Raw genomic sequence first — 20,711 nt, forward strand, 5'->3', positions numbered from 1 at the left:
GGCCGGGCAGGTCCCAGAGCCGGGCGGTCTGGTCGTCGCTGGCCGTGGCCAGGGTGCGGCCGTCGCGGGTGAACACCGCGGAGCCGACCGCGCCGATGTGCCCGGGCAGGGACAGCCGCTCGCGGGGCTGCTTCGGGTCGACGACGTCCCAAAGGCGGGCCGTGCGGTCGAAGCCGGTGGTGGCGAGCGTGCGCCCGTCGGCGGTGAACGCGACCGAGCGCACGATCGCCTTGTGCGCGGTGAGCGACGCCAGCTGCGCCGGGCGGGCCGGGTCGGTGACGTCCCACAGCCGCGCCGTCTGGTCCTGGCTCGCCGTGGCGAGGGTGTGCCCGTCCGGGCTGAACGCGACCGAGTGCACGACGTCGGTGTGGCCGGCCGCCACGCCGAGCTGCGTCCGCGAAGCGACGTCCCAGACGCGCGCGGTCTTGTCGGCCGACGCGGAGGCGAGCAGCCTGCCGTCGGCGCTGAAGGCGAGGTTGTTGACGTAGGAGGTGTGCCCGGTCAGCTCGCCCAGCGGGCGCGGGCGGGCCGGGTCGGCCGTGTCGTAGAGCCGGAGCGTGCCGGTGACGTCGGCCGTGGCCAGCAGCGGCCCCGCCGAGCTGAAGGCGACGGCGTAGGACTTGCCCTCGTGCCTTTCGAGCACGGTGCCGGGGCCCGGGCGCGCCGGGTCCGAAACGTCCCAGACGCGGACGGTGCCGTCGAAGCTCGCGGTGGCGGCGGTCCGGCCGTCGGCGGCGAACGCGACGTTGTTGACGTTGGCGGTGTGCCCGCCGAGGGTGCCCAGCGGCACCGGGTGGTGAGGGTCGGCGACGTCCCAGAGCCGGGCCGTGTTGTCCCAGCTCGCGGTGGCCATGACGCGGCCGTCGGGGCGGAGGGCGATGGTGTTGACCCGGCCGGTGTGCCCGGTGAGCCGGGTCGAGTACGGCGTCGCGAACATCCCGAGCACGCTGCTGCGCTCGTCGGCGCCGGGGTCGAGCCGGTACGCGGCCAGCGCGAGCTGCGCGGCCAGCGCGGGGTTGGTGGCGCGCATGGCCAGCGCCTGGCCCGCGACCTTCTGGGCGAGCGCGCTGTTGCGCTGCTCGGTGGCCGTCGACTCGGCGCGCACGGCGTAGACGGTGGCGCCCACCGCGAAGACGAGCAGCACGGCGAGCAGCGCGACCAGCTGCCGCAGCCGCCGGGTGCGGCGGCGGTCGCGCTCCTGTTCGGCGTGCTCGACGGCGAGGCTCGCGTCGAGGAACCGCCGTTCCCGCCGGGACAGCGCGGAGTCCTGGCGCGCGGCCCACTCCCGCGCGATGGCCAGCCGGGTGCCGCGGTAGAGCCAGCCGGGGTCTTCGCCGACGGACTCCCACGCCCCGGTCGCCTCGGTGAGCTGCCGGTGCACGCGCAGGCCTTCGCGGTCCTGGGTGAGCCACTCGCGCAGCCGCGGCCAGCCCCGGATGAGGGCTTCGTGCGTGATCTCGATGCCGGTGTCGTCGAGGGCGACCAGCCGGGCCGCGGCCAGTTCGCCGAGCACGACGGCGGTGTCTTCGTCGTCGGTGTCGAGCTCGGCGCGGCCGATCCGGCGCTTGGTGTCCTCGGTGCCTTCGCCGAGCGCGGTCATCCGGAGGAAGATCTGCCGGGCCAGCCGCTGCTGGCGGCCCGAGAACTTCCCGAACGTGCCTTCCGACGTCTGCGCGATGGCCCGCTCGATGCCGCCGGTCGACTCGTAGCCGGCGAGGGTGAGCGTCGTGCCGCGGCGGCGCCGCCACGTCTCCAGCAGCGCGTGGGAGAGCAGCGGCAGCACGCCGGGCCGGCCGGTGGCGTCCGCGACCAGCCGCGAGACCAGAGCGTTCTCGACGCGGTAGCCGGCGTCGACGGCGGGCCGCGAGATCGCCTGCCGGAGCTCCTCGGTGGTCATCGGGCCGACCAGGACCTGGGCGTCCTGCATCGCCTCGGCGAGCACCGCGTGTCGCGCACAGTGCGTGTAGAAGTCCGTGCGGATGCCGAGCACCACCCGCGTGCGGCTCTCCGTGCCGGTGGTGGCGGCGACCAGCGCGTCGAGGAAGCGGGCGCGCTCGTCGTCGTCCTGGCAGAGCGTGAAGACCTCTTCGAACTGGTCGACGACCAGCACGACGTCGCCGGCGCCGTCGTCGGTCAGCTGGCGGGCGGCGAGACCGAGGTTGCGCGGGTGCGCGGCGAAGTCGTCGAGCAGGGCGCCGGCCGGGACGCCGAGCGCGGCGGCGAACCTGACCGCGCACTCCTGCAGCGGCCGGGCGCCGGGGGTGAGCAGCACGACCGGCCCCTTGACGGCGGGCAGCAGACCGGCGCGCAGCAGCGAGGACTTGCCCGATCCGGACGCGCCGAGCACGGCGAGAAAACGTTGTCTCGTCAGTCGCGCATCGAGCTTTTCGATGAGCTTGTCCCGGCCGAAGAATCGCCGCGCATCAGCTGAGGTGAATGCGGAGAGGCCGACGTAAGGCGGAATTTCGCCGGAATCGGACTCGGGCGGTGAATCGGCACCGTCCCGGCGGGACTCTTCGGCGACGACGTGCCACCGCTCCTCCCATTCACCGGGCTCCCCGCCGCAGGCCCGGACGTAGGCCAGCGTCACCGCCAAGCTGGGAAGTTTCCGCCCGCCGGCGGCATCGGACAACGTGCCGGCCGAGTAGTGCGCCCGGCGGCCGAGCTCGCGATAAGTGGGGTTCCCGGCGCTCTCGCGCAAACGCCGGAGATCGGCGGCGAATTCGGTCAGCAGATCGTCCCCGGGATCCAGGGGTCGCTCCGGACGCGGCACCCGTCCTCCTGATTTCTCCTTTTCCGGTTCGGACACCGTATCGCCATTGCGGCCCGTTCCGCGGCCGATCCGCGCGAACGGCGTGAAGATCGTCACCGCCGCCCGGGAAGCAATGCGGGCACCGGGGCGTTGACCCCGGTTGTGAGCTCACTGCCTGACGTGCCGCTGTCCGTGCTCGACCTGTCCCCCGTGTCGGAGGGGAACACCGTCGGCGAGACGCTGCGCAACACCCTGGACCTCGCCCGCGCCGCGGAACGGCTGGGCTTCAACCGCTACTGGCTGGCCGAGCACCACAACATGCCCGGCATCGCCAGCTCGGCGACGTCGGTGCTGATCGGCCACGTCGCCGACGCGACCGAGCGCATCCGCGTCGGCTCGGGCGGCGTGATGCTGCCCAACCACGCGCCGCTGGTGGTCGCCGAGCAGTTCGGCACCCTGGAGGCGTTCCACCCGGGCCGCATCGACCTCGGCATCGGCCGCGCCCCGGGCACCGACCAGCGCACGGCGCTCGCCCTGCGCGGCCCCGGCGGGCTGTCGGCGGACAACTTCCCGGAGCACCTGCAGGAGCTGATCGGCTACTTCACGCATTCGGAGGCCCGCGGCGTCAACGCGGTGGTCGCGGAGGGCAACCAGCCCCCGGTGTGGCTGCTGGGCTCCAGCGGCTTCAGCGCCCAGCTCGCCGGACGGCTGGGGCTGCCGTTCTCCTTCGCCCACCACTTCGCGGCCGAGAACACGATCCCGGCGGTGCAGCTGTACCGGGAGAACTTCCAGCCGTCCGCAGTGTTGTCCGAACCGTACGTGATGCTGGGCGTTTCGGTGGTCGCGGCGGAGACGGACGAGCGCGCTCAGTTCCTGGTGGGACCGTCGGGCCTGACGTTCCTGAGCCTGCGCCGCGGGCGGCCGATCGCGCTGCCGACGCCGGAGGAGGCCGCGGAGTACCCGTACACCGAGATCGACCGCGCGTTCCTGGCCGACCGGTTCGGGTCGAGCATCATCGGCTCGCCTGAGACGGTCCAGAAGGGGTTCGAGCAGCTGCTGGCGGACACGGGCGCGGACGAGCTGATGATCACGACGATGGTGCACGGGCACGCGGACCGGGTCCGGTCGTACGAGCTGGTGGCCGGCCTCAAGTCCTGACGCCGGCTCGTCTGGACGTGCGGCACGCGGGGTTCTACCCTCCCCGCGTGCCCGTCCAGCCCGCCGTTCCGGTGAGCGGGAATGGTCACGACCGCGCAGGTCGTCTCCGCTCACCACGCCCGGCGAGCGATTTTCTTTTCCTCCACTGACAACAAGATCCGGCCCGTTTGTCAGTACTCGACAAGAAATGCGCGGTTACCAGCCCGTGACCGCGTGATCCTGCTCAAGTTCTTGTCTCCCAGCAGGGCCGTCGTTAGCGTACCGACCAGTAGGAAACGGCACGGTGTCCCCCGAGACCGTGAATGGCCGACAATTGTTACCCCGTTCGGACCATTTCCCCTTGCTCACCTCGGGTGTATTCGGCGTGCCGCCGAAACCGCTGGGGAGGCACACGAATGGCCGAACGGACGACGACGGCGTCGTTCCCCGGGGCCGCTGCGCTGCGGCAGACCGGACGGCTCTACGGGCTGGGGCTGGACGTCGTCCGGCTGACTTTCCGCCGCCCGTTCCAGGTGCGTGAGCTGGTCCAGCAGTTCTGGTTCATCGCGAGCGTCTCGATCCTGCCGACGGCACTGGTCTCCATCCCGTTCGGCGCGGTGATCGCGTTGCACATCGGGTCGCTGACCACGCAGATCGGCGCGCAGTCGTTCACCGGCGCGGCGAGCGTGCTCGCGATCATCCAGCAGGCCAGCCCGATCGTCACCGCGCTGCTCATCGCCGGCGCCGGCGGCAGCGCGATGTGCGCCGACCTGGGGTCCCGGACCATCCGCGAAGAGATCGACGCCATGGAGGTCCTCGGTGTCTCGCCCGTGCAGCGGCTGATCGTGCCGCGGGTGCTCGCCGCGATGGGGGTAGCGATCTTCCTCAACGGCATGGTCAGCGTCGTCGGCGTGCTCGGCGGCTACTTCTTCAACGTGATCATGCAGCACGGGACGCCGGGCGCGTACCTGGCGAGCTTCTCCGCGCTCGCCCAGCTGCCCGACCTGTGGATCAGCGAGATCAAGGCGCTCATCTTCGGCTTCGTCGCCGGCGTGGTCGCCGCCTACCGGGGGCTGAACCCCAAGGGCGGGCCGAAGGGCGTCGGCGACGCCGTGAACCAGTCCGTGGTCATCACGTTCCTGCTGCTGTTCGTGCTGAACCTGGTGCTCACCACCGTGTACCTGCAGCTCGTGCCGCCGAAGGGGAGCTGAGCGTGACGACCACGGACCTGCCAAGAGCCGCGCGCGTGCGCGAAGCCGTCGACCGCCGGTTCGGCTTCCTCGACACCCTCGGCGACCAGATCCTCTTCTTCCTCCGCGCGATCGCCTGGATCCCGCGGGCCGTGCACCGCTACCTGCGCGAGATCGTGCGCCTGCTGGCCGAAGTCAGCTTCGGCAGCGGGGCGCTGGCCGTCATCGGCGGCACGATCGGCGTGATGATCGGGATGACCGTCGCCACCGGCACGGTCGTCGGCCTGCAGGGCTACTCCGCGCTCAACCAGGTCGGGACGTCGGCGTTCGCCGGGTTCGTCTCCGCCTACTTCAACACCCGCGAGATCGCGCCGCTGGTCTCCGGCCTCGCCCTGTCCGCGACCGTCGGCTGCGGGTTCACCGCGCAGCTCGGCGCGATGCGGATCTCCGAGGAGATCGACGCCCTCGAGGTCATGGGCATCCCCAGCGTCCCGTACCTGGTGACGACCCGGGTGATCGCCGGTTTCCTCGCCGTCATCCCGCTCTACGCCATCGGCCTGCTGTCGAGCTACCTCGCTTCGCGGCAGATCACCGTGTGGTTCTTCGGCCAGTCCGCGGGCACCTACGACCACTACTTCCTGCTGTTCCTGCCGCCCGGCGACGTCCTGTGGTCGTTCGGGAAGGTGCTGGTGTTCAGCGTCGTGGTGGTCCTGGCGCACTGCTACTACGGCTTCCGCGCGAGCGGCGGCCCGGCCGGCGTCGGCGTCGCGGTGGGCCGCGCGGTCCGCACCGCGATCGTCGCGATCAGCGTGCTCGACTTCTTCCTGTCACTGGCCATCTGGGGCGCGACGACGACCGTGCAGGTGGCCGGATGAGCCGGGACACCCGCCGCAAGGCCGGGATCCGCACCGCGGGCGTGCTGTTCCTGGTGGTGATGGGCGTGCTCGTGACGCTCTCGATCAAGGTGTACGACAAGGACTTCGTCAGCACCGTCCCGGTGACGCTCAAGACGAGCCGCATCGGCAACCAGCTGTCCGCGGGCGGGCAGGTCAAGGCCCGCGGCGTGCTCGTCGGCGAGATCCGCGAAGTCCGGGCGACGCCGCAGGGCGCCGAGATAGCGCTTGCTCTCGAGCCCGGCAAGGTGGACATGCTGCCGCGCAACGTTTCCGCGTTGCTGGTGCCGAAGACGTTGTTCGGCGAGCGGTACGTCCAGCTGTCCATCCCGGACGGTGTCCGCGCCCCGCACCTGACCGCGGGCGACACGATCGAACAGGACCGCTCGGCCAACGCGATCGAGCTGGAACGCGTCTTCGACAACCTGCTGCCGGTGCTCCAGGCCGTCCAGCCGCAGAAGCTCGCGACCACGCTGACCGCGGTTTCGACGGCGCTGCAGGGTCGCGGCGAGCAGCTCGGGCAGACGATCGGCACCGCGGACGCGTACCTGAAGAACTTCAACCCCGACCTCCCGCAGCTGACGTCGGACATCCACGACCTCGCGACCGTCTCGAACCTCTACGGCGACATCGCCCCCGACCTCCTGGACGCGCTCACCGCCTCCGCCGTCACGCTCAACACCGTCAAGGAGAAGCAGGGCGAGCTGACCGGGGTCTACCAGCAGGTGACCTCGTCTTCGCAGGAGGTCGCGGCCTTCCTGGCGAACAACCGCGACAACCTCATCTCCCTGGCCGCCGACAGCCGCGCGCCGCTGGAAGTCGCCGCGAAGTACTCCCCCAGCTTCGCCTGCACCCTCGCTTCGCTCAACGCACTGAGGAAATCCATGGACCAGGTGCTCGGCGCCGGCACCGGTGAGCCGGGCCTGCACGCCGACGTCGCCGTCACCGCGGACAGCGGGAAGTACTTGCCCGGCAAGGACGATCCGCGCTACACCGCCGGCGGCGAGCCGCGCTGCTACCCCTCCGGCGTGGCCCCGACGATCGGCACCGCCGCCGCGGCGCCCGGCAGCTCCGGGCACCCGCTGCTGACCGGCGGGCAGGGCGACCTCGGCGTCGCCAACTCGCCGCAGGAGCAGCAGCTGCTGGCCACCCTGGTCGCGCCGTCGATCGGGGTGCCCGCCGCCGACGTCCCGGCGTGGAGCAGCGTGCTGGTCGGGCCGCTCTACCGCGGCACGGAGGTGAAGCTCAAGTGAGGAACATCGTCGCCCCGCTGATCAAGAGCATCATCTTCATCGCCGTCACGGCGATCGCGACGACGCTGCTGGCCGTGTCCATCACGAACACCGGCGTCGGCGCCACCGAGCGCTACACCGCGAAGTTCCTCGACGCGACTTCGCTCAACGTCGGCGACGATGTCCGCATCTCCGGCGTCCGCGTCGGCCAGGTCGAGTCCCTCGACATCAGCGACCACAACCGCGCGCTGGTGGCGTTCTCCCTCGACCGCGGACGGCGGCTGCCCGCCGACGTCAAGGCGGTCATCAAGTACCGCAACATGGTCGGCCAGCGCTACATCGCGCTGGAGCGCGGCAACACCGCGACCCGGGAGCAGCTGCCCGAGGGCGGGGAGATCCCGCTGGAGCGCACGACCCCGGCGCTGGACCTCACCGACCTGTTCAACGGCTTCAAGCCGCTGTTCCAGGCGCTGTCGCCGAACGACGTCAACGAGCTGTCCGGCGAGATCGTCCAGGTGCTGCAGGGCGAAGGCGGCACCGTCGAAAGCCTGCTCGCCCACACCGGTTCGCTGACCACCACCCTCGCCGGGCGCGACAAGGTGATCGGCGAGGTGATCGGGAACCTCAATTCGGTGCTGAAAACGGTCAACGGCAAGGGCGACGCGCTGGCGAACCTCGTGTCCACGCTGCGGCAGCTGGTGTCCGGGCTGGCCGGCGACCGCGCCGCGATCGGCGACGCGATCAGCGGCATCGGCGACCTCACGCAGTCCACCGCCGGGCTGTTCGAGCAGGCCCGGCCGCCGCTGAAGGACAGCATCGCCGGGCTGAAGGGCCTCGCCGGCGGCCTGGTCCAGAACCAGTCCGATGTGGACAGCTTCCTGACCAACCTGCCGGTGAAGTTCAACGAAATCGGCCGGGTGGCCTCCTACGGCTCGTGGATGAACTTCTTCCTCTGCCGCGCCACCCTGGCCACCACGCCCCCGCGCGGCGTGATCGTCCCGACGCCGAGGTGCGAGCCGTGAAGTCCTTCAAGGAGCGCAATCCGATCGTCCTCGGCGTGATCGGCAGCGTCGCGCTGGCCGCGCTGCTGACCGTCACGTTCAACTACGACAACCTGCCAGTGGTCGGGGGCGGCACGACCTACGAGGCCGAGTTCTCCGAGGCCGCCGGCCTGCAGGCGGACGACGAGGTCCGGGTCGCCGGCATCAAGGTCGGCGAGGTCCGCGACGTCGCGCTCGCCGACGACCACGTTCTCGTCACCTTCCGGGTCAAGAACGCCTGGATCGGCGACCGGACCTCCGCCGAGATCAAGATCAAGACGTTGCTGGGCCGCAAGTTCCTCGCGCTGAACCCGACCGGCGACGACGTCCAGGACCCGGACCGGCCGATCCCGCGGACCCGGACCGTCACGCCCTACGACGTCACCGACGCCTTCAACGGGCTGGCCGACACCGTCGGCGCGATCGACACCAAGCAGCTCGCGGACAGCTTCACCACGCTGTCGGACACCTTCCGCAACTCCCCCGAGCACGTCCGCAGCGCGCTCGACGGGCTGTCGCAGCTGTCCCAGACGGTGTCCAGCCGGGACAGCCAGATCGCCGAACTGCTCGCGAACGCGCGGCAGCTGACCACGACGCTGGCGAACTCGAACGACGACTTCGAGAAGCTCATCGACGACGGGAACCTCTTGCTCACCGAGCTCAACCGGCGCCGCGACGCGATCCACGACCTGCTGACCGGCTCGGCGCGCCTGGCCGAGCAGCTCCGGGGGCTGGTGAAGGACAACGCCGATCAGCTCAGGCCCGCGCTGCAGTCGCTGAGCCAGGTGACCGACCTGCTCAAGCGGCAGAACGACAACCTGACCAAGGGCCTGCAACTGGCCGGGCCGTACTTCCGGGTGGTCACCAACACGACCGGCAACGGCCGCTGGATCGACGCCTACCTGTGCGGGCTGATCCCGGAGAACCACGACCCGTGCACCGTGCCGAAGAACCCGGGAGGGACGAAGTGAGCGCGCTGACCACCACCCGCGCCGGTGTCCTGACGACCCGGTTCATCGCCGCCGCCCTGCTGCTCGCCCTCGTCGTGACGGCGGCGCTGTGGTGGGTGTTCTCCGGCAGCGGGCAGCACCACGTGACCGCCTTCTTCACCCGCGCGGTCGGCGTCTACCCCGGCTCCGACGTCCGGGTGCTCGGCGTCCGGATCGGCCAGGTCGACGCGGTCACCCCGCGCGGCGAGCAGGTGCAGGTGGACATGACGGTCGACGGCTCGGTCGGCGTCGCCGAGGACACCACGGTCCTGGTGATCGCGCCCAGCGTCGTCGCCGACCGGTACGTCCAGTTCGCCAAGCCGGCGCGCGGCGGGCCGCGGCTGCCGGACGGGGCGTCGATCCCGGTGCAGCGCACCGCTACCCCGGTCGAACTGGACCAGCTCTACGCCAGCCTCGATTCCCTGTCGAAGGCGCTCGGCCCGAACGGCGCCAACTCCCAGGGCGCGCTGTCGGACCTGCTCAAGACCGGCGCGCAGAACCTGCAGGGCAACGGCCGCGCGTTCAACGACAGCGTACGCAACTTCGCGCAGCTGGCGCGCACGCTGGCCGGGAACTCGGGCGACCTGTTCGGCACGGTCGACGAGCTCCAGCAGTTCACCACCATGCTGGCCACCAACGACCAGCAGGTCGGCAACGTCAACCAGCAGCTGTCGCAGATCTCGGGCACCCTGGCCGCCAACAGCGGCGAGCTGGCGCAGGCGCTCGACGGTCTCGGCCACGCGCTCGCCGACGTCCAGGCGTTCATCCGGGACAACCGCGGCGCCCTGAAGTCCAATGTGGACAACCTGGTGACGACCACGCGGACGCTCGTGGAACAGCGCGCCTCGCTGGCCGGCACGATCGACGCCGTCCCGCTGGCGGTGACGAACGTGCTCAACGCGGTCGACCCGGCGACCGGGCGGCTGCTCGGCCGCGAGAACCCCGACTACTACCTCGAGCCGCTGCCGCTGCCGGTCACCGGCGACGTCTACACCAACGGGGGTGGGCGGTGAAACGGGTCCTCGCCACCGCGGCCGTCGGGTGCCTGCTGCTCGCCGGCTGCTCGTCCTCAGGTGAGTTCAAGGGCGTCTACGACCTGCCGCTGCCCGGCGGCGCCGACGTCGGCGACCACCCGTACTCGGTGACCGTGCAGTTCGCCGACGTGCTCGACCTGGTGCCGCAGGCCGCGGTGAAGGTCGGCGACGTCCCGGTCGGGCGGGTGCGCGAGATCCGGCTCGGCGGCGACGGCTGGACGGCCGAAACCGTGCTGGAGGTCAACGGCGACGTCGTGCTGCCCGCGAACGCGATCGCGCGGCTGCGCCAGTCCAGCCTGCTCGGCGAGAAGTTCGTCGAGCTGGCCGCCCCGGACGGTTCGCCGTCCGGGGCCGGGGTCGCGCGGTTGGCGGACAAGGCCACGATCACCGTGGACCGCACCAACCGCAACCCCGAGTTCGAGGAGATCTTCGGCGCGCTTTCGCTGCTGCTCAACGGCGGCGGCATCGGGCAGCTGCAGACGATCAACCGCGAGCTGTCGAAGGTGATGGACGGCAACGAGGAGCAGATCCGCTCGTTCCTGTCCGGGGTGAACACCCTGATGACCGACCTGGACGCGCACCGCTCGGACATCACCGAGGCCCTCGACGGCATGAACCGGCTGTCGGCGACGCTCGCGAACCGCCACAGCCAGGTCTCCGGCGCGCTGACCGATCTGACGCCGGGGCTGCGGTCGCTCACCGAGCAGCGGACCCAGCTCGTCTCGATGCTGCAGGCGCTCGACCGGCTCTCGACCGTGGCCACCGACGTCGTCGACCGCAGCCGCGACGACATGGTCGCGGACCTGCGGGCGCTCGCGCCGATCCTGGGGCAGCTGGCCGCCGCCGGGGAGGACCTGCCGCAGTCGCTGCAGCTGCTGCCGACGTTCCCGTTCCCGGACTCGGTGCTCCCCGCGGTGAAGGGCGACTACATCAACACGTTCGCCTCGATGATCCCCGCGCCCGGCGTGCCGCTGCCCCCGCCCGGCGAAGGCGTGCCACCCGGGCTGCCGCCGCTCCCGCTCCCCTCGGGAGGCCAGTGATGCTGACCCGCAGAGTCCGGATCCAGGTGGTCCTGTTCGTCGTGATCGCGCTGGCCACGACGGCGTTCGTCGGCGCGAACTACGCCGGTCTCGGCCGGCTGTTCGGCTCCGGCAGCTACACGGTCAAGCTCGAACTGGCCGAAGGCGGCGGGCTGTTCACGAACGGCGAGGTGACCTACCGCGGCGTCGCCGTCGGCCGCGTCGGCGAACTGCGGCTCACCCTCACCGGGACCGAAGCCGACCTGCTGATCGACGACGGCGCCCCGCCCATCCCGGCGGATTCGGCAGCGGTGGTGGCGAACCGGTCGGCGGTCGGCGAGCAGTACGTCGACCTGCAGCCACGCACCTCGGGCGGGCCGTTCCTGACCGGGGACTCGGTGATCCGGCGCGAGTCGACCACGCTGCCGCTGCCGGTGAACAGCCTGCTGACCGACCTGGACTCGTTCACGGCGTCGGTGCCGACGCAGGACCTGCGCACGGTCGTGAACGAGCTCGACGACGCCCTGCGCGGCGCGGGCCCGGACCTGCAGACCCTGATGGATTCGGCGACGTCGTTCACCCAGCAGGCGAGCGCGCACCTGCCGCAGACGTCGAAGCTGATCAACGACGGCGCGACGGTGCTGCGCACCCAGGTCGATTCGTCGGCGGAGTGGCGCTCGTTCAGCGGCAACGCCCGCGTGTTCGCCCAGCAGCTGGCCAAGTCCGACGGCGACCTGCGGCGCCTGATCGCGACCGCGCCCCCGGCGGCGACGGAGCTTTCGTCGTTGCTCAAGGAGAACGACCCGGGCCTGCCGATCGTGCTGGCCAACCTGCTGACGACGGCCCGGGTGTTCGGCACCCGCACGGCGGCGGAGGAGACGCTGCTGGCGAACGTCCCCCGCGCGGTGGCCGCGGTCGGCTCGGCCATCGACGACCACCGCCACGAGCTGCGGATGGGCCTGGTGCTGAACTTCGACAACCCGCCGTCGTGCCTGCAGGGCTACGAGGACACTCCGCACCGGTCGAGCCGCGACCTTTCGCCGTTGCCGCTGAACACCGACGCGGCGTGCACGCTGCCGTACGGCAACGAAAGCTCGGTTCGCGGCACGCAGAACGCGCCGCACCCGCCGGTCCCGGACGCGGTGCCGGTGGGCCCGCTGTCGATCGGCACGCAGGCGACGAAGACGAGCCTGGAGGAGATGCTGTGGCTGCGCTGAAGCACGGAGCGGCGGCGGTCTCCCTGGCCGCGGCGATCTTCGCGGGCTGGTCGGGCTGGTCCTGGTACGCGGCGGCCCACGAACCGGCGGTGACCTACGGAGCCGCCCGCGACGAAGCCCTGGCGAGCGGCCGGACGTTGGTGGCGGAGCTGAACAGCCTCGACTACCACGACGTCGACGGCGGCCTGGCGCGGTGGTTGTCGGCGTCGACGGGGCCGTTGCACGACCAGCTGGCCCGGACGGACGCGCAGACGAAGCAGGCGTTGGCGGCGAACTCGACGGTGTCGACGGGGCGGGTCCTGGACGCGGCGCTGAGCGAGCTGGACGAGCACGCGGGGACGGCGAAGATGCTGGCCTCGGTGGAGATCACGATGGCGAAGCAGGGCGTGGCGCCGGCGGTGAAGCGCAACCGCTTCGCGGCGGCGCTGGCGAGGACTGCCGATGGGTGGAAGCTGAGCGCGCTCGACCAGCTGGCGGTGGGGAGCCGATGAACCGCGCGGAGACGGTGGACGAGGTGCAGCACACGGCTGGGATCGAACCCGCCGAAGCCGAGCAGCAAGTCGTAGTCGCTGCCGGCGGCGAGTCCGGCGCGCCGGTGGCCGAAGCCGAGCAGCAGGTTGTAGGCGCGGGCGGCGGCGAGCCTGGCGACCCGGTGGCCGAAGCCGACCACACGCCCGCAGGCGAACCGGCCGCCATGATCGGCGAAGCGGGCGAGCCTGCGACCGACGGTGAGCCCGACCCGGCGCCCGACGAAACCGCATCAGCCGACCCCGAGCCCGCCAAGACCCGCCCGGTCTGGCTCCGGCTTCCCGCCCTCCTCATCGCCGCCGCCGTCGTCCTCACCGGGGCCGGTACCTGGTTCACCGTCGAAGCCCGCTCCGCCGCCGAGACCTCTGCCGCGGCCAACCTGGCCCTCACCGATGTCGGCGCCACCGCCGACGTCACCTCCGCGATCACCCTCGCCGTGAACCGGATCTTCTCCTATTCCTACGATCGGACCGACGTCACCGAAAAGGCCGCCGCCGCGGTGCTTCGTGGCGCCGCCAAGGATTCGTACGACAAGCTCTTCGCCCAGGTCCGGCAGAAAGCGCCCGAGCAGAAACTCGTCCTCACTTCGCGCGTTTCGGCGATCGCCGTGCAAGAACTCCGGGGCAATCACGCGCGGTTACTCGTCTTTCTCGATCAATCAGCCGTACGGGCCGACAACAATGCGACCGACAACGCGGCGGCGCAGCTTTCCGTGACCGCCGAACGCACCGACGGCACGTGGACGATAACCGCACTCGAACCGCGCTGACTTCACCGTTTCCGGGAGCACCCGGGACGGACGGGAAAACGCAAAGGGAGAACAACTATGTCCGTGGCAACGCAGCTGAGGAGATTGGCCGTCCTCACCTCGACGGCGGCTCTCGTGCTCACCGGGGTCGCCGTGACCCCGGCGTCGGCCGACGTCATCCCGATCCCCGTGTCCTACAAGGTGACCGGCAGCACCACGGTGAAGAAGACCGGCAGCACCATGAAGCTCGGCCCCGGCTCGCTCAAGGGCAACCTGCTCATCGACGACCAGACCGGGTCGGTCGGGCTCAGCGCGGACCTCGCGCTGCCGCCGTCGCAGGCCGACATTTCGCTGCTGGCGGGCATCTTCCGGATCAAGGCCAAGGTCAAGGTCACCCCGCTCGGGCCGGCCACCGGCACCATCGCCGACGGCAACCTGGTCACGAAGGCCAAGGCCAACATGGAGATCTACGACATCTGGGCCGGCCCGATCGTGCCGATCATCCCGCTGCCGACCGTGCCGGGCAGCTGCAAGACCAAGACCCCGCTCGATCTGACGCTGTCCGCGCAGGACATCGACATCACCGCGCCGGCCATCACCGTGACCGGTACCTACACCATCCCCGAGTTCTCCAACTGCTTCATCGCCGACATCGCGCTCGGCGCCCTGGTTTCAGGGCCGGGCAACACGATTTCGCTCGACCTGGCCAGCGACGCCACCTGAGCAGGACCCGGGTGGCGGGCCGCGAAGCCCGCCACCCGGCGGCTCAGCAGGGCGCGGCCGGGTCTTCCTTCAGCGCGAAACTGTCGTTGTCCCCGGCCGAAACGGCGAACACCGGCCCGCACGAGAGCGGGGCCGTCTCCCCGACGAAGTTCGAGCCCCAGACCACGATGTCCCCGTTGGTCTTGTAGGCCACGTTGTGGTTGAACCCGGCGTCGATGCCGGCGACGTCGGACAGCGCCTCCGGCGGCACCTCGGTCTGGTGGAAGTTGTCGCGGCCCCAGGCGTACACGCGGCCCGCCTTCAGCGCCAGGCTGTGGTTGAACCCGGCGGAAACCGCGGTGACACCGGAAGAAAGCCCGGCGGGCACGGTCGTCTGGCCGTAGGTGTTGCTGCCCCAGGCCAGCACGCCGCCATTCTTGAGCGCCAGGTTGTGGTCGCCGCCGGCGGAAATCGCGGTGACGCCGGACTGCGCCGACGCCGGCACGTCGGTCCGCGTTCCCCAGCTCACCACCAGCCCGCCTTGCTTCAACGCCAGGCTGTGCATGTTGGACGTCGAGATCGCGATCACTCCACTCGACACCGACGCGGGCAGGGTGGTTTGCCCGTACCAGTTGTTGCCCCAGGCGATGACCTTTCCGCTCTTGAGGGCCAGCTCGTGCCCCCAGCCCGACGCGATCTGGCTGACGCCGGAGGTCGCCGCCGCGGGGATTTCGTTGGCGCCCCAGTTGTTCGCGCCCCACGCGAGGACCGCGCCGCCCTTGAGCGCCAGCGCCGTCGTGCTGCCCGCCGACACGGCGGTGACGCCGGTCAGCGCGTCCGGCGGCGGGATCGTGACGTCGTAATCCGGTTTGCCCCAGGCGATCACGCCGCCCACCGTGGCCGCGGACGCGGGCTGGGCGAGCGACGAGACGGCCAGCGCCGCCGTCAGCGCGAATGCGGCACGCGTGAATGACACCCGTCCACAACGTGAAGAACCCGGCACGATAGCCTCATTTCTCCGGTTACGTTATCCGTACTTGCCCCCGCAAGATCACAAATGGTAGACCGTAGCCGCCCGCGGATCTCCGTTACGCGCGTTCTTTGTCACGATCCGCCAAATCCGACTGTGCCGCTGCGCGACTTCGCACAAGAATTCACCGGACCACTCCGGGGGCTCACCCGTGAGGGTCCGGAAGTCTTGTTCCGTAGTGAACTGGCGAGTAGCCTCGATTTCGGCAGATGGACCTCCACCTCGCACGCCGGTGAATCGCGTCCCGCCGCCCGGGGCAATCGGGGCGGGTGAAGCGATGGGGGATCAACGGCAGCGGGCAATCGATCAGCCAAAGCCGAGACTGAACTGAATCAAAGGAGATGACAGGCATGTCCCGACTCAGCAGACTGTCCGCCGGTATCGCCACGACCGCGACCGCCATCGGCGCCATCGCGGTGCTCACCGCGGGTACCGCGGCCGCCGCCACCATCACCTACGCCGCCGGGGGCACGGCGGGCATCACCTACAACTGCACCTTCCCCGGCATCTCGCCGCAGCCGGTCGCGATCACCGCGCACCTCGACGCGCCCGACACCGTCGTGCACAGCACCACCGTCACGCCGAGCAACGTCGGCGGCACCGCGACGATCAGCTCCACCGTCCACTCGCTGCTGACCGCGGTCGGCTACGACGGCATCCGGGGCAAGGCGACGGTGCCGGTGACGGCGTCGGCGGGCACGCTGTCGCAGCCGTCGGCCTCCGGGCTGAACATCCCGGAGGTGATCTACCCGACCGGCGGCGCGATCACCGTGGTCATTTCGCAGGACTCGGGGTCCAGCATCCCGAACTGGACCGCGCAGGCGACCCCGGGCACCGCGACCCTGTCGCTGACGAGCGGGCTGTCGGCGAACCTGGAGTTCCACAAGAAGTCGACCAACACCTGGTCGCCGTGGACGATGAACTGCACCCTCAAGGTGACCAGCCCGGCGCAGAACATCGCGTTCAGCCCGAACATCACCGTTTCCTGACCGGGTTTCCCGGTGCGGGCACCCGCCCGCACCGGGACCACCCCGCAACTTCCGCACGCACCCAGGGAAACCGATGCCACGTCGAGTCCGGCCCCGCACCCTCACCCTCTCCGCGCTGGCAGGCGTCGGCCTGCTGTCCGCGGTGAACGGCGCGCTCACGGGAGTCGGCTCGGCCGCGCCCGCGCCCGCGGTCCCACCGGACACGAAGGCGGCGACGTCGGTGTCGGTGACGTGCCCGTTCCCCGACCCGGCGGGCGCCCGCGCGCTCACCGTCGAAACGGCGGCCACGCTGCCCGCCCAGGCGCGGACCGGGACTTCGCTGGCCCTCGGCGCGTTCTCCGCGAAGCTCACGCTCCCCCGCGACGTCGCGCTGTCGTACCTCCCGGCCGGCGCCACCGCCGGCTCGCTGGCGGGCGAGGTGCGGCTCGATCTGAACGTGCACAAGGACGACCGCGCGGACAAGGTCCCCGTCACCCTCACCGTGCCGGCCACCCCGCTGCCGGAGGCCGGCGACGTCACCCTGGCGGCCACCGGCACCGTGCCCGAGATCGCGCTGAACACCGTCGGCGCCGTCACCTTCGACGTCACCGCCCCATCGCTCGCGCTCGCCGCCGTCCCGCCGCCCGCGGAGCCGGCCGCGAAGCCGGTCGCGTGCGCGCTGGACCCCGAACAGCAGACGACGCTGGGCAAGGTGCTCGTCCTGCCGAAGGTGACGCCGGGCGCGAAGGCGCAGCAGCAGGCCGCGGCCGCCGACGAGCCCGCCCCCGGTGACCCGCCGACCGAGGACGAGTTCGCCGTCCCGCTGAGCCTGGTCACGATCCAGACGAAGTCGACGGTCCGGAAGCTCGGCGCGACCGTCACCGCCGATCCCGCGTTCCTGTTCAACGGGTTGTTCATCCTCAACCTGGTCGACGGCAGCTCGCGGGTGACCGGCTCGACGACGTTCAACCCGGCGACCGCCACGTTCCTCGGCTTCGGGTTCGTGCCGGTGACCGCGACCGTCGAGTTCCTGCCGGTGGACTGGCGCAACAGCAAGATCATCGAGTTCGCCGGCAAGATCACCACCCACGCGGACGACAACACGTACCTGGACACGACGCTCCAGGTGATGGCGCGACTGAGCAACGCGAAGGTCAACGGCGTCCCGCTCGACCTCGGGCCGGGCTGCGTGACGACGAAGGCGGTGGAGATCACGCTGAGCGGCCCGTACGAAGCGTTCGGCGTCGGGCACATCCGGACGGACAAGGACAAGGGCTTCGAGCTGCCGATGTTCACCGGCTGCGGCGCCGCCGGCCAGGACCTGAACCCGCTGCTGTCCGGGATGGGCTCCGGCACGGGCAACCAGGCGTTCGTCGACACCTACAACCTGATCGTGTGCACCGATCCGGACCACACCCAGTGCCCGGACGGCTCCAACGGGCCCCCGCAGGGCTCTGCCGCGGCGAAGAAGGCGGCGGCCAAGAAACCGAACTGAGGGGATCGCATGAGGATCGGAACGGCTATAGCGGCGGCACTGCTCGTCACCGGCCTGGCGACGGGCACGGCGAGCGCGACGTTCACGACGACCACGGGCATGCTGACCTACGGCTGCACGTTCCCGGGGGTCACGCCCCAGGCCATGACGCTGGTGGCGCGGCTGGACGTCACCGATCCCCACCCCGGCCAGGCGTTCACAGTCACGCCGCACGCCACAGTGACGTACACGGCCGCGGTGAAATCCTTGCTGAACGCGCTCGGCTACGACCAGATGCAGGGCTCGCTCAGCACGACGTTCAGCGTGGCCAACGCGACCCCGACGTCGGGGGTGCTCGCGGGCTCGTTCCCGGCCAACCCGATCACGAGCTTCTGGATCGACGGTACGCCGCAGGTGTTCACCGCCGGCGGGGCAGGTTCCGTCAGCTTCGCGATGGGCACGGCCATATCGCAATCCCTCGAGCTGCACAAGAAGTCGACCGGGACGTGGACCGCGTGGGCGTCGAGCTGCACGCTCAAGGTCACCAGCCCGCCGCAGAACACCGCCTTCACCCCGAGCATCACGATCACGTGAGTGCCGCCGCCACCGACTGCCGTTAAGGCCACCTTACGGGCGTCTGACGCCCGTAAGGTGGCCTTAACGGCGTCGTCACGGAAGCGGTCACCGACGACATCACCACCGGCAGTCCAGCCCTCGGGCCGGTGGCGTCACGCTGGCGATCACGTGGAAGCCGTGGACGATGAACTGCGCGCCGCGGGTCAGCAGCCCGCCGCAGAATCCGTACTTCAGCCCGAGCCTGCCGGTGGGCTGACGCTCAGTTCGGCGTCCACTGTGGACGCGAGTGCCCGGTGCGCGGTGAGGGGAGCAGGTCGCTCACCGGGTACCGCAGCGGCAGCGGGGCCGCGCCCGCGCGCAGGGCCAGCTCCATCTCGAAACGGGCCGCCGGGTCGCGGAGGCTGTCGCCGAACGTCGCCTGGAGCTGGCGCATGCGGTAGCGGACCGTCTGGGGGTGGACGCCGAGGCGTTCCGCGATCTCCACGACGTTGCCCTGGCTGTCCAGCCACGCCCGCAGGGTCTCCAGGAGGCGTTCCTGCTGCTTGCCCGTCATGTCCGCCAGCGGCGCGAACAGGCGGTGCCGCAGCGTGCCGACCAGGCCGGCGTCGGAGTTGACCAGCAGCGTCGCCAGGTGCTCCTCGGCGCGCAGCACCGGGCGCGGGGTCAGCACCCCGCGTTCGCTCAGCTGGAGCGCGTTCCGGGCCCAGCGCAGGGAATCGGCCACCGACGTCAGCGGGACGCACGGGCCGATCGACAGGCGGCAGTCCGGCAGGGCCACCTGCAGGGCCGCCAGGCGCGGGGCGCTCAGTTCGCCGGGTACCACGAGTTTCGGGTCGGCGGTGTCGAGTTCGGCGAGGACGTCCGCGTCGAGACCGGCGTGGCGGCGGGCCGGGGCGACGCCGCCCGCCGGGCAGACCGCCACCGGGGTCGCGTCGGCCGGGACCGGCCAGCCGATCAGCTGGGCCAGCTCGGCGATCGCCTTGGGCGACGCGGGCGGGGTCTCGAGGATCAGGTGCAAGAGCTTGCGGCGCCACGTTTCGAGCGCGCCCGCCGTGCGGGCTTTCGCCTCCAGGTAGCCGTCGAGCGCGACGGAGGCGAGTTCGTCCATGAACGCCAGCATCGCGTCGGCCAGCTGGGACATCACCGCCGACGAAAGCCCGCTTCGCCGCCCCACGCGCATGATCCGGCGCCACGACACCCGGGCGCCGACCCGGTAGGCCGACTGCAGCGTGTCGAGGCTGCGGCCTTCGCGCATCTCGTTCTGCCCCAGCCGGTGGTGCACCTCGTGCGACTGCTCCTTCGACACCGTCGGGTCGGCGATCTGGGCGACGAACAACGTGATCGCGTATTCGACGCCGGCGCGGATCGACTTGCCGTAGGGCCCGTCGAGCGGACGGGCGTAGGCGGGGATGGTCGCGCGGATCTCGTCGACGATCTCCGCGGCGAGGCTGGCGAGCTCGGGGCGGAGGATGTCCGCGAGCTTGCGGGGCAGGGCGGCCGGTGGCGCAGCGTGTTCGAATCCGCGCTCCACCGTCATCGCAGCTCCTTCGCTCCGCCCCCGGACTCCGGCGCGCGCACGCGCGACCGGCACCCCGAACCTGAATCGGGGTGACAACGAACACATCGAAAAACTAACGCCGAATGTGTCACTCGAATGAGAGGAAACCGATTTCTTGTCAGCTTCGTGACAAGTTCACGGGACGTGCCTGCGAAACGATGACAGGTACCCCGCCGACTGCATGCTCCCCTGCATACGAACGGCGGAGCGGCCTGCCGTGCGGTTACCCGGCGTTCTTGTATCATGTGGTTGATACAAGCGAGGGAGGTCCGGCATGCCGTGGGACAACGTACTGGCCGTCGCGCTCTTCACCGGGCTGATCGGGCTGGCGATCCTGATCGTGCTGTGGCCCGGCGAGAAGCACGGTAAGCGCTTGCTCGAACGCTGGGGCGTCCCCGACCCGGACGCGGCCGAGGTGGCGCTGGCCGTCCGCTACCTCAAGCGGCGCCGGCTCTGGTACCCGTGGCTCTTCCTGGCGCTCCCGCCGCTGTTCGGCGACACGACGACGGGCTCGGTCGTGGCCACGCTGCTGCTCGGCGGCCTGCTCGCCGAGCTGCTGGCCCAGCGGCCCGCCCGCGGCCCGCGGCGGGAAGCCGACCTGACCCCGCGCCCGCTGACGGCGAT

The 20,711-nt window shown here is 70.9% G+C and carries 18 protein-coding genes and 1 pseudogene; 16 read left to right on the forward strand and 3 right to left on the reverse strand.

Going from position 1 to position 20,711, the window contains the following annotated elements:
* Positions 1-2,752 (reverse strand): hypothetical protein (locus tag G3I65_RS43760; RefSeq protein ID WP_160701336.1); only part of this gene is annotated, 2,752 nt, incomplete at its 3' end.
* A gap of 162 nt (positions 2,753-2,914) precedes the next feature.
* Here G3I65_RS43760 and G3I65_RS43765 point away from each other — a divergent pair.
* From G3I65_RS43765 to G3I65_RS43820, 12 genes are all read left to right on the forward strand, one after another.
* Positions 2,915-3,910: an LLM class flavin-dependent oxidoreductase gene (locus tag G3I65_RS43765; protein WP_309235995.1), complete on the forward strand. Its 996-nt coding sequence runs from the start codon at positions 2,915-2,917 to the stop codon at positions 3,908-3,910.
* 395 nt (positions 3,911-4,305) lie between these two features.
* The gene (locus G3I65_RS43770) at positions 4,306-5,100 is read left to right on the forward strand and encodes an ABC transporter permease (RefSeq protein WP_086860376.1); all 795 of its coding nucleotides are present in this window, start codon (positions 4,306-4,308) and stop codon (positions 5,098-5,100) included.
* Between the two features lie 2 nt (positions 5,101-5,102).
* The gene (locus tag G3I65_RS43775) at positions 5,103-5,954 is read left to right on the forward strand and encodes an ABC transporter permease (protein WP_125306433.1); all 852 of its coding nucleotides are present in this window, start codon (positions 5,103-5,105) and stop codon (positions 5,952-5,954) included.
* Positions 5,951-7,225 (forward strand): MCE family protein, encoded by a 1,275-nt coding sequence (locus G3I65_RS43780; RefSeq protein ID WP_160701324.1) that lies wholly within the window; start codon positions 5,951-5,953, stop codon positions 7,223-7,225. Before G3I65_RS43775 ends, G3I65_RS43780 begins: the two co-directional genes overlap by 4 nt.
* Positions 7,222-8,226, forward strand: coding sequence for an MCE family protein (locus G3I65_RS43785; protein ID WP_160701325.1), 1,005 nt, complete (start codon positions 7,222-7,224; stop codon positions 8,224-8,226). The genes G3I65_RS43780 and G3I65_RS43785 overlap by 4 nt, the downstream gene beginning before the upstream one ends.
* The gene (locus G3I65_RS43790) at positions 8,223-9,215 is read left to right on the forward strand and encodes an MCE family protein (protein WP_160701326.1); all 993 of its coding nucleotides are present in this window, start codon (positions 8,223-8,225) and stop codon (positions 9,213-9,215) included. The genes G3I65_RS43785 and G3I65_RS43790 overlap by 4 nt, the downstream gene beginning before the upstream one ends.
* Positions 9,212-10,246, forward strand: a complete 1,035-nt coding sequence (locus tag G3I65_RS43795; protein ID WP_160701327.1) for an MCE family protein — start codon at positions 9,212-9,214, stop codon at positions 10,244-10,246. Before G3I65_RS43790 ends, G3I65_RS43795 begins: the two co-directional genes overlap by 4 nt.
* A complete protein-coding gene (locus tag G3I65_RS43800; RefSeq protein ID WP_160701328.1) occupies positions 10,243-11,307 on the forward strand; it encodes an MCE family protein in 1,065 nt (354 codons plus the stop codon). Before G3I65_RS43795 ends, G3I65_RS43800 begins: the two co-directional genes overlap by 4 nt.
* A complete protein-coding gene (locus G3I65_RS43805; RefSeq protein ID WP_160701329.1) occupies positions 11,307-12,503 on the forward strand; it encodes an MCE family protein in 1,197 nt (398 codons plus the stop codon). The genes G3I65_RS43800 and G3I65_RS43805 overlap by 1 nt, the downstream gene beginning before the upstream one ends.
* Positions 12,491-12,994 (forward strand): hypothetical protein, encoded by a 504-nt coding sequence (locus G3I65_RS43810; RefSeq protein ID WP_160701330.1) that lies wholly within the window; start codon positions 12,491-12,493, stop codon positions 12,992-12,994. Before G3I65_RS43805 ends, G3I65_RS43810 begins: the two co-directional genes overlap by 13 nt.
* Positions 12,991-13,800 (forward strand): hypothetical protein, encoded by an 810-nt coding sequence (locus G3I65_RS43815; RefSeq protein WP_160701331.1) that lies wholly within the window; start codon positions 12,991-12,993, stop codon positions 13,798-13,800. The genes G3I65_RS43810 and G3I65_RS43815 overlap by 4 nt, the downstream gene beginning before the upstream one ends.
* Positions 13,801-13,857: 57 nt before the next feature.
* Positions 13,858-14,502 carry a hypothetical protein gene (locus G3I65_RS43820; RefSeq protein ID WP_160701332.1) on the forward strand — a complete coding sequence of 215 codons (645 nt, stop codon included), beginning with the start codon at positions 13,858-13,860 and terminating at the stop codon, positions 14,500-14,502.
* 43 nt (positions 14,503-14,545) lie between these two features.
* Here the strand turns inward: G3I65_RS43820 and G3I65_RS43825 are convergent, their stop codons facing one another.
* A complete protein-coding gene (locus tag G3I65_RS43825; protein ID WP_309235996.1) occupies positions 14,546-15,457 on the reverse strand; it encodes a hypothetical protein in 912 nt (303 codons plus the stop codon).
* 404 nt (positions 15,458-15,861) lie between these two features.
* Here G3I65_RS43825 and G3I65_RS43830 point away from each other — a divergent pair, with 404 nt between their 5' ends.
* From G3I65_RS43830 to G3I65_RS43840, 3 genes are all read left to right on the forward strand, one after another.
* Positions 15,862-16,500 carry a DUF6801 domain-containing protein gene (locus tag G3I65_RS43830; protein WP_160701333.1) on the forward strand — a complete coding sequence of 213 codons (639 nt, stop codon included), beginning with the start codon at positions 15,862-15,864 and terminating at the stop codon, positions 16,498-16,500.
* Between the two features lie 73 nt (positions 16,501-16,573).
* On the forward strand, positions 16,574-17,974 hold the full coding sequence (locus G3I65_RS43835; protein ID WP_160701334.1) for a DUF6801 domain-containing protein: 1,401 nt from the start codon (positions 16,574-16,576) through the stop codon (positions 17,972-17,974).
* A gap of 9 nt (positions 17,975-17,983) precedes the next feature.
* Positions 17,984-18,547: a hypothetical protein gene (locus tag G3I65_RS43840; protein WP_239071811.1), complete on the forward strand. Its 564-nt coding sequence runs from the start codon at positions 17,984-17,986 to the stop codon at positions 18,545-18,547.
* A 241-nt stretch (positions 18,548-18,788) separates the two neighbouring features.
* Here G3I65_RS43840 and G3I65_RS43845 read toward each other — a convergent pair whose 3' ends face one another.
* Positions 18,789-20,066, reverse strand: a complete 1,278-nt coding sequence (locus G3I65_RS43845) for a CdaR family transcriptional regulator (RefSeq protein ID WP_160701335.1) — start codon at positions 20,064-20,066, stop codon at positions 18,789-18,791.
* A 295-nt stretch (positions 20,067-20,361) separates the two neighbouring features.
* Here G3I65_RS43845 and G3I65_RS43850 point away from each other — a divergent pair.
* Positions 20,362-20,711: pseudogene (locus G3I65_RS43850) on the forward strand (hypothetical protein); the annotation flags it as partial.

Source organism: Amycolatopsis sp. SID8362 (assembly GCF_010550475.1).
GTDB classification, from domain to species: domain Bacteria; phylum Actinomycetota; class Actinomycetes; order Mycobacteriales; family Pseudonocardiaceae; genus Amycolatopsis; species Amycolatopsis eburnea.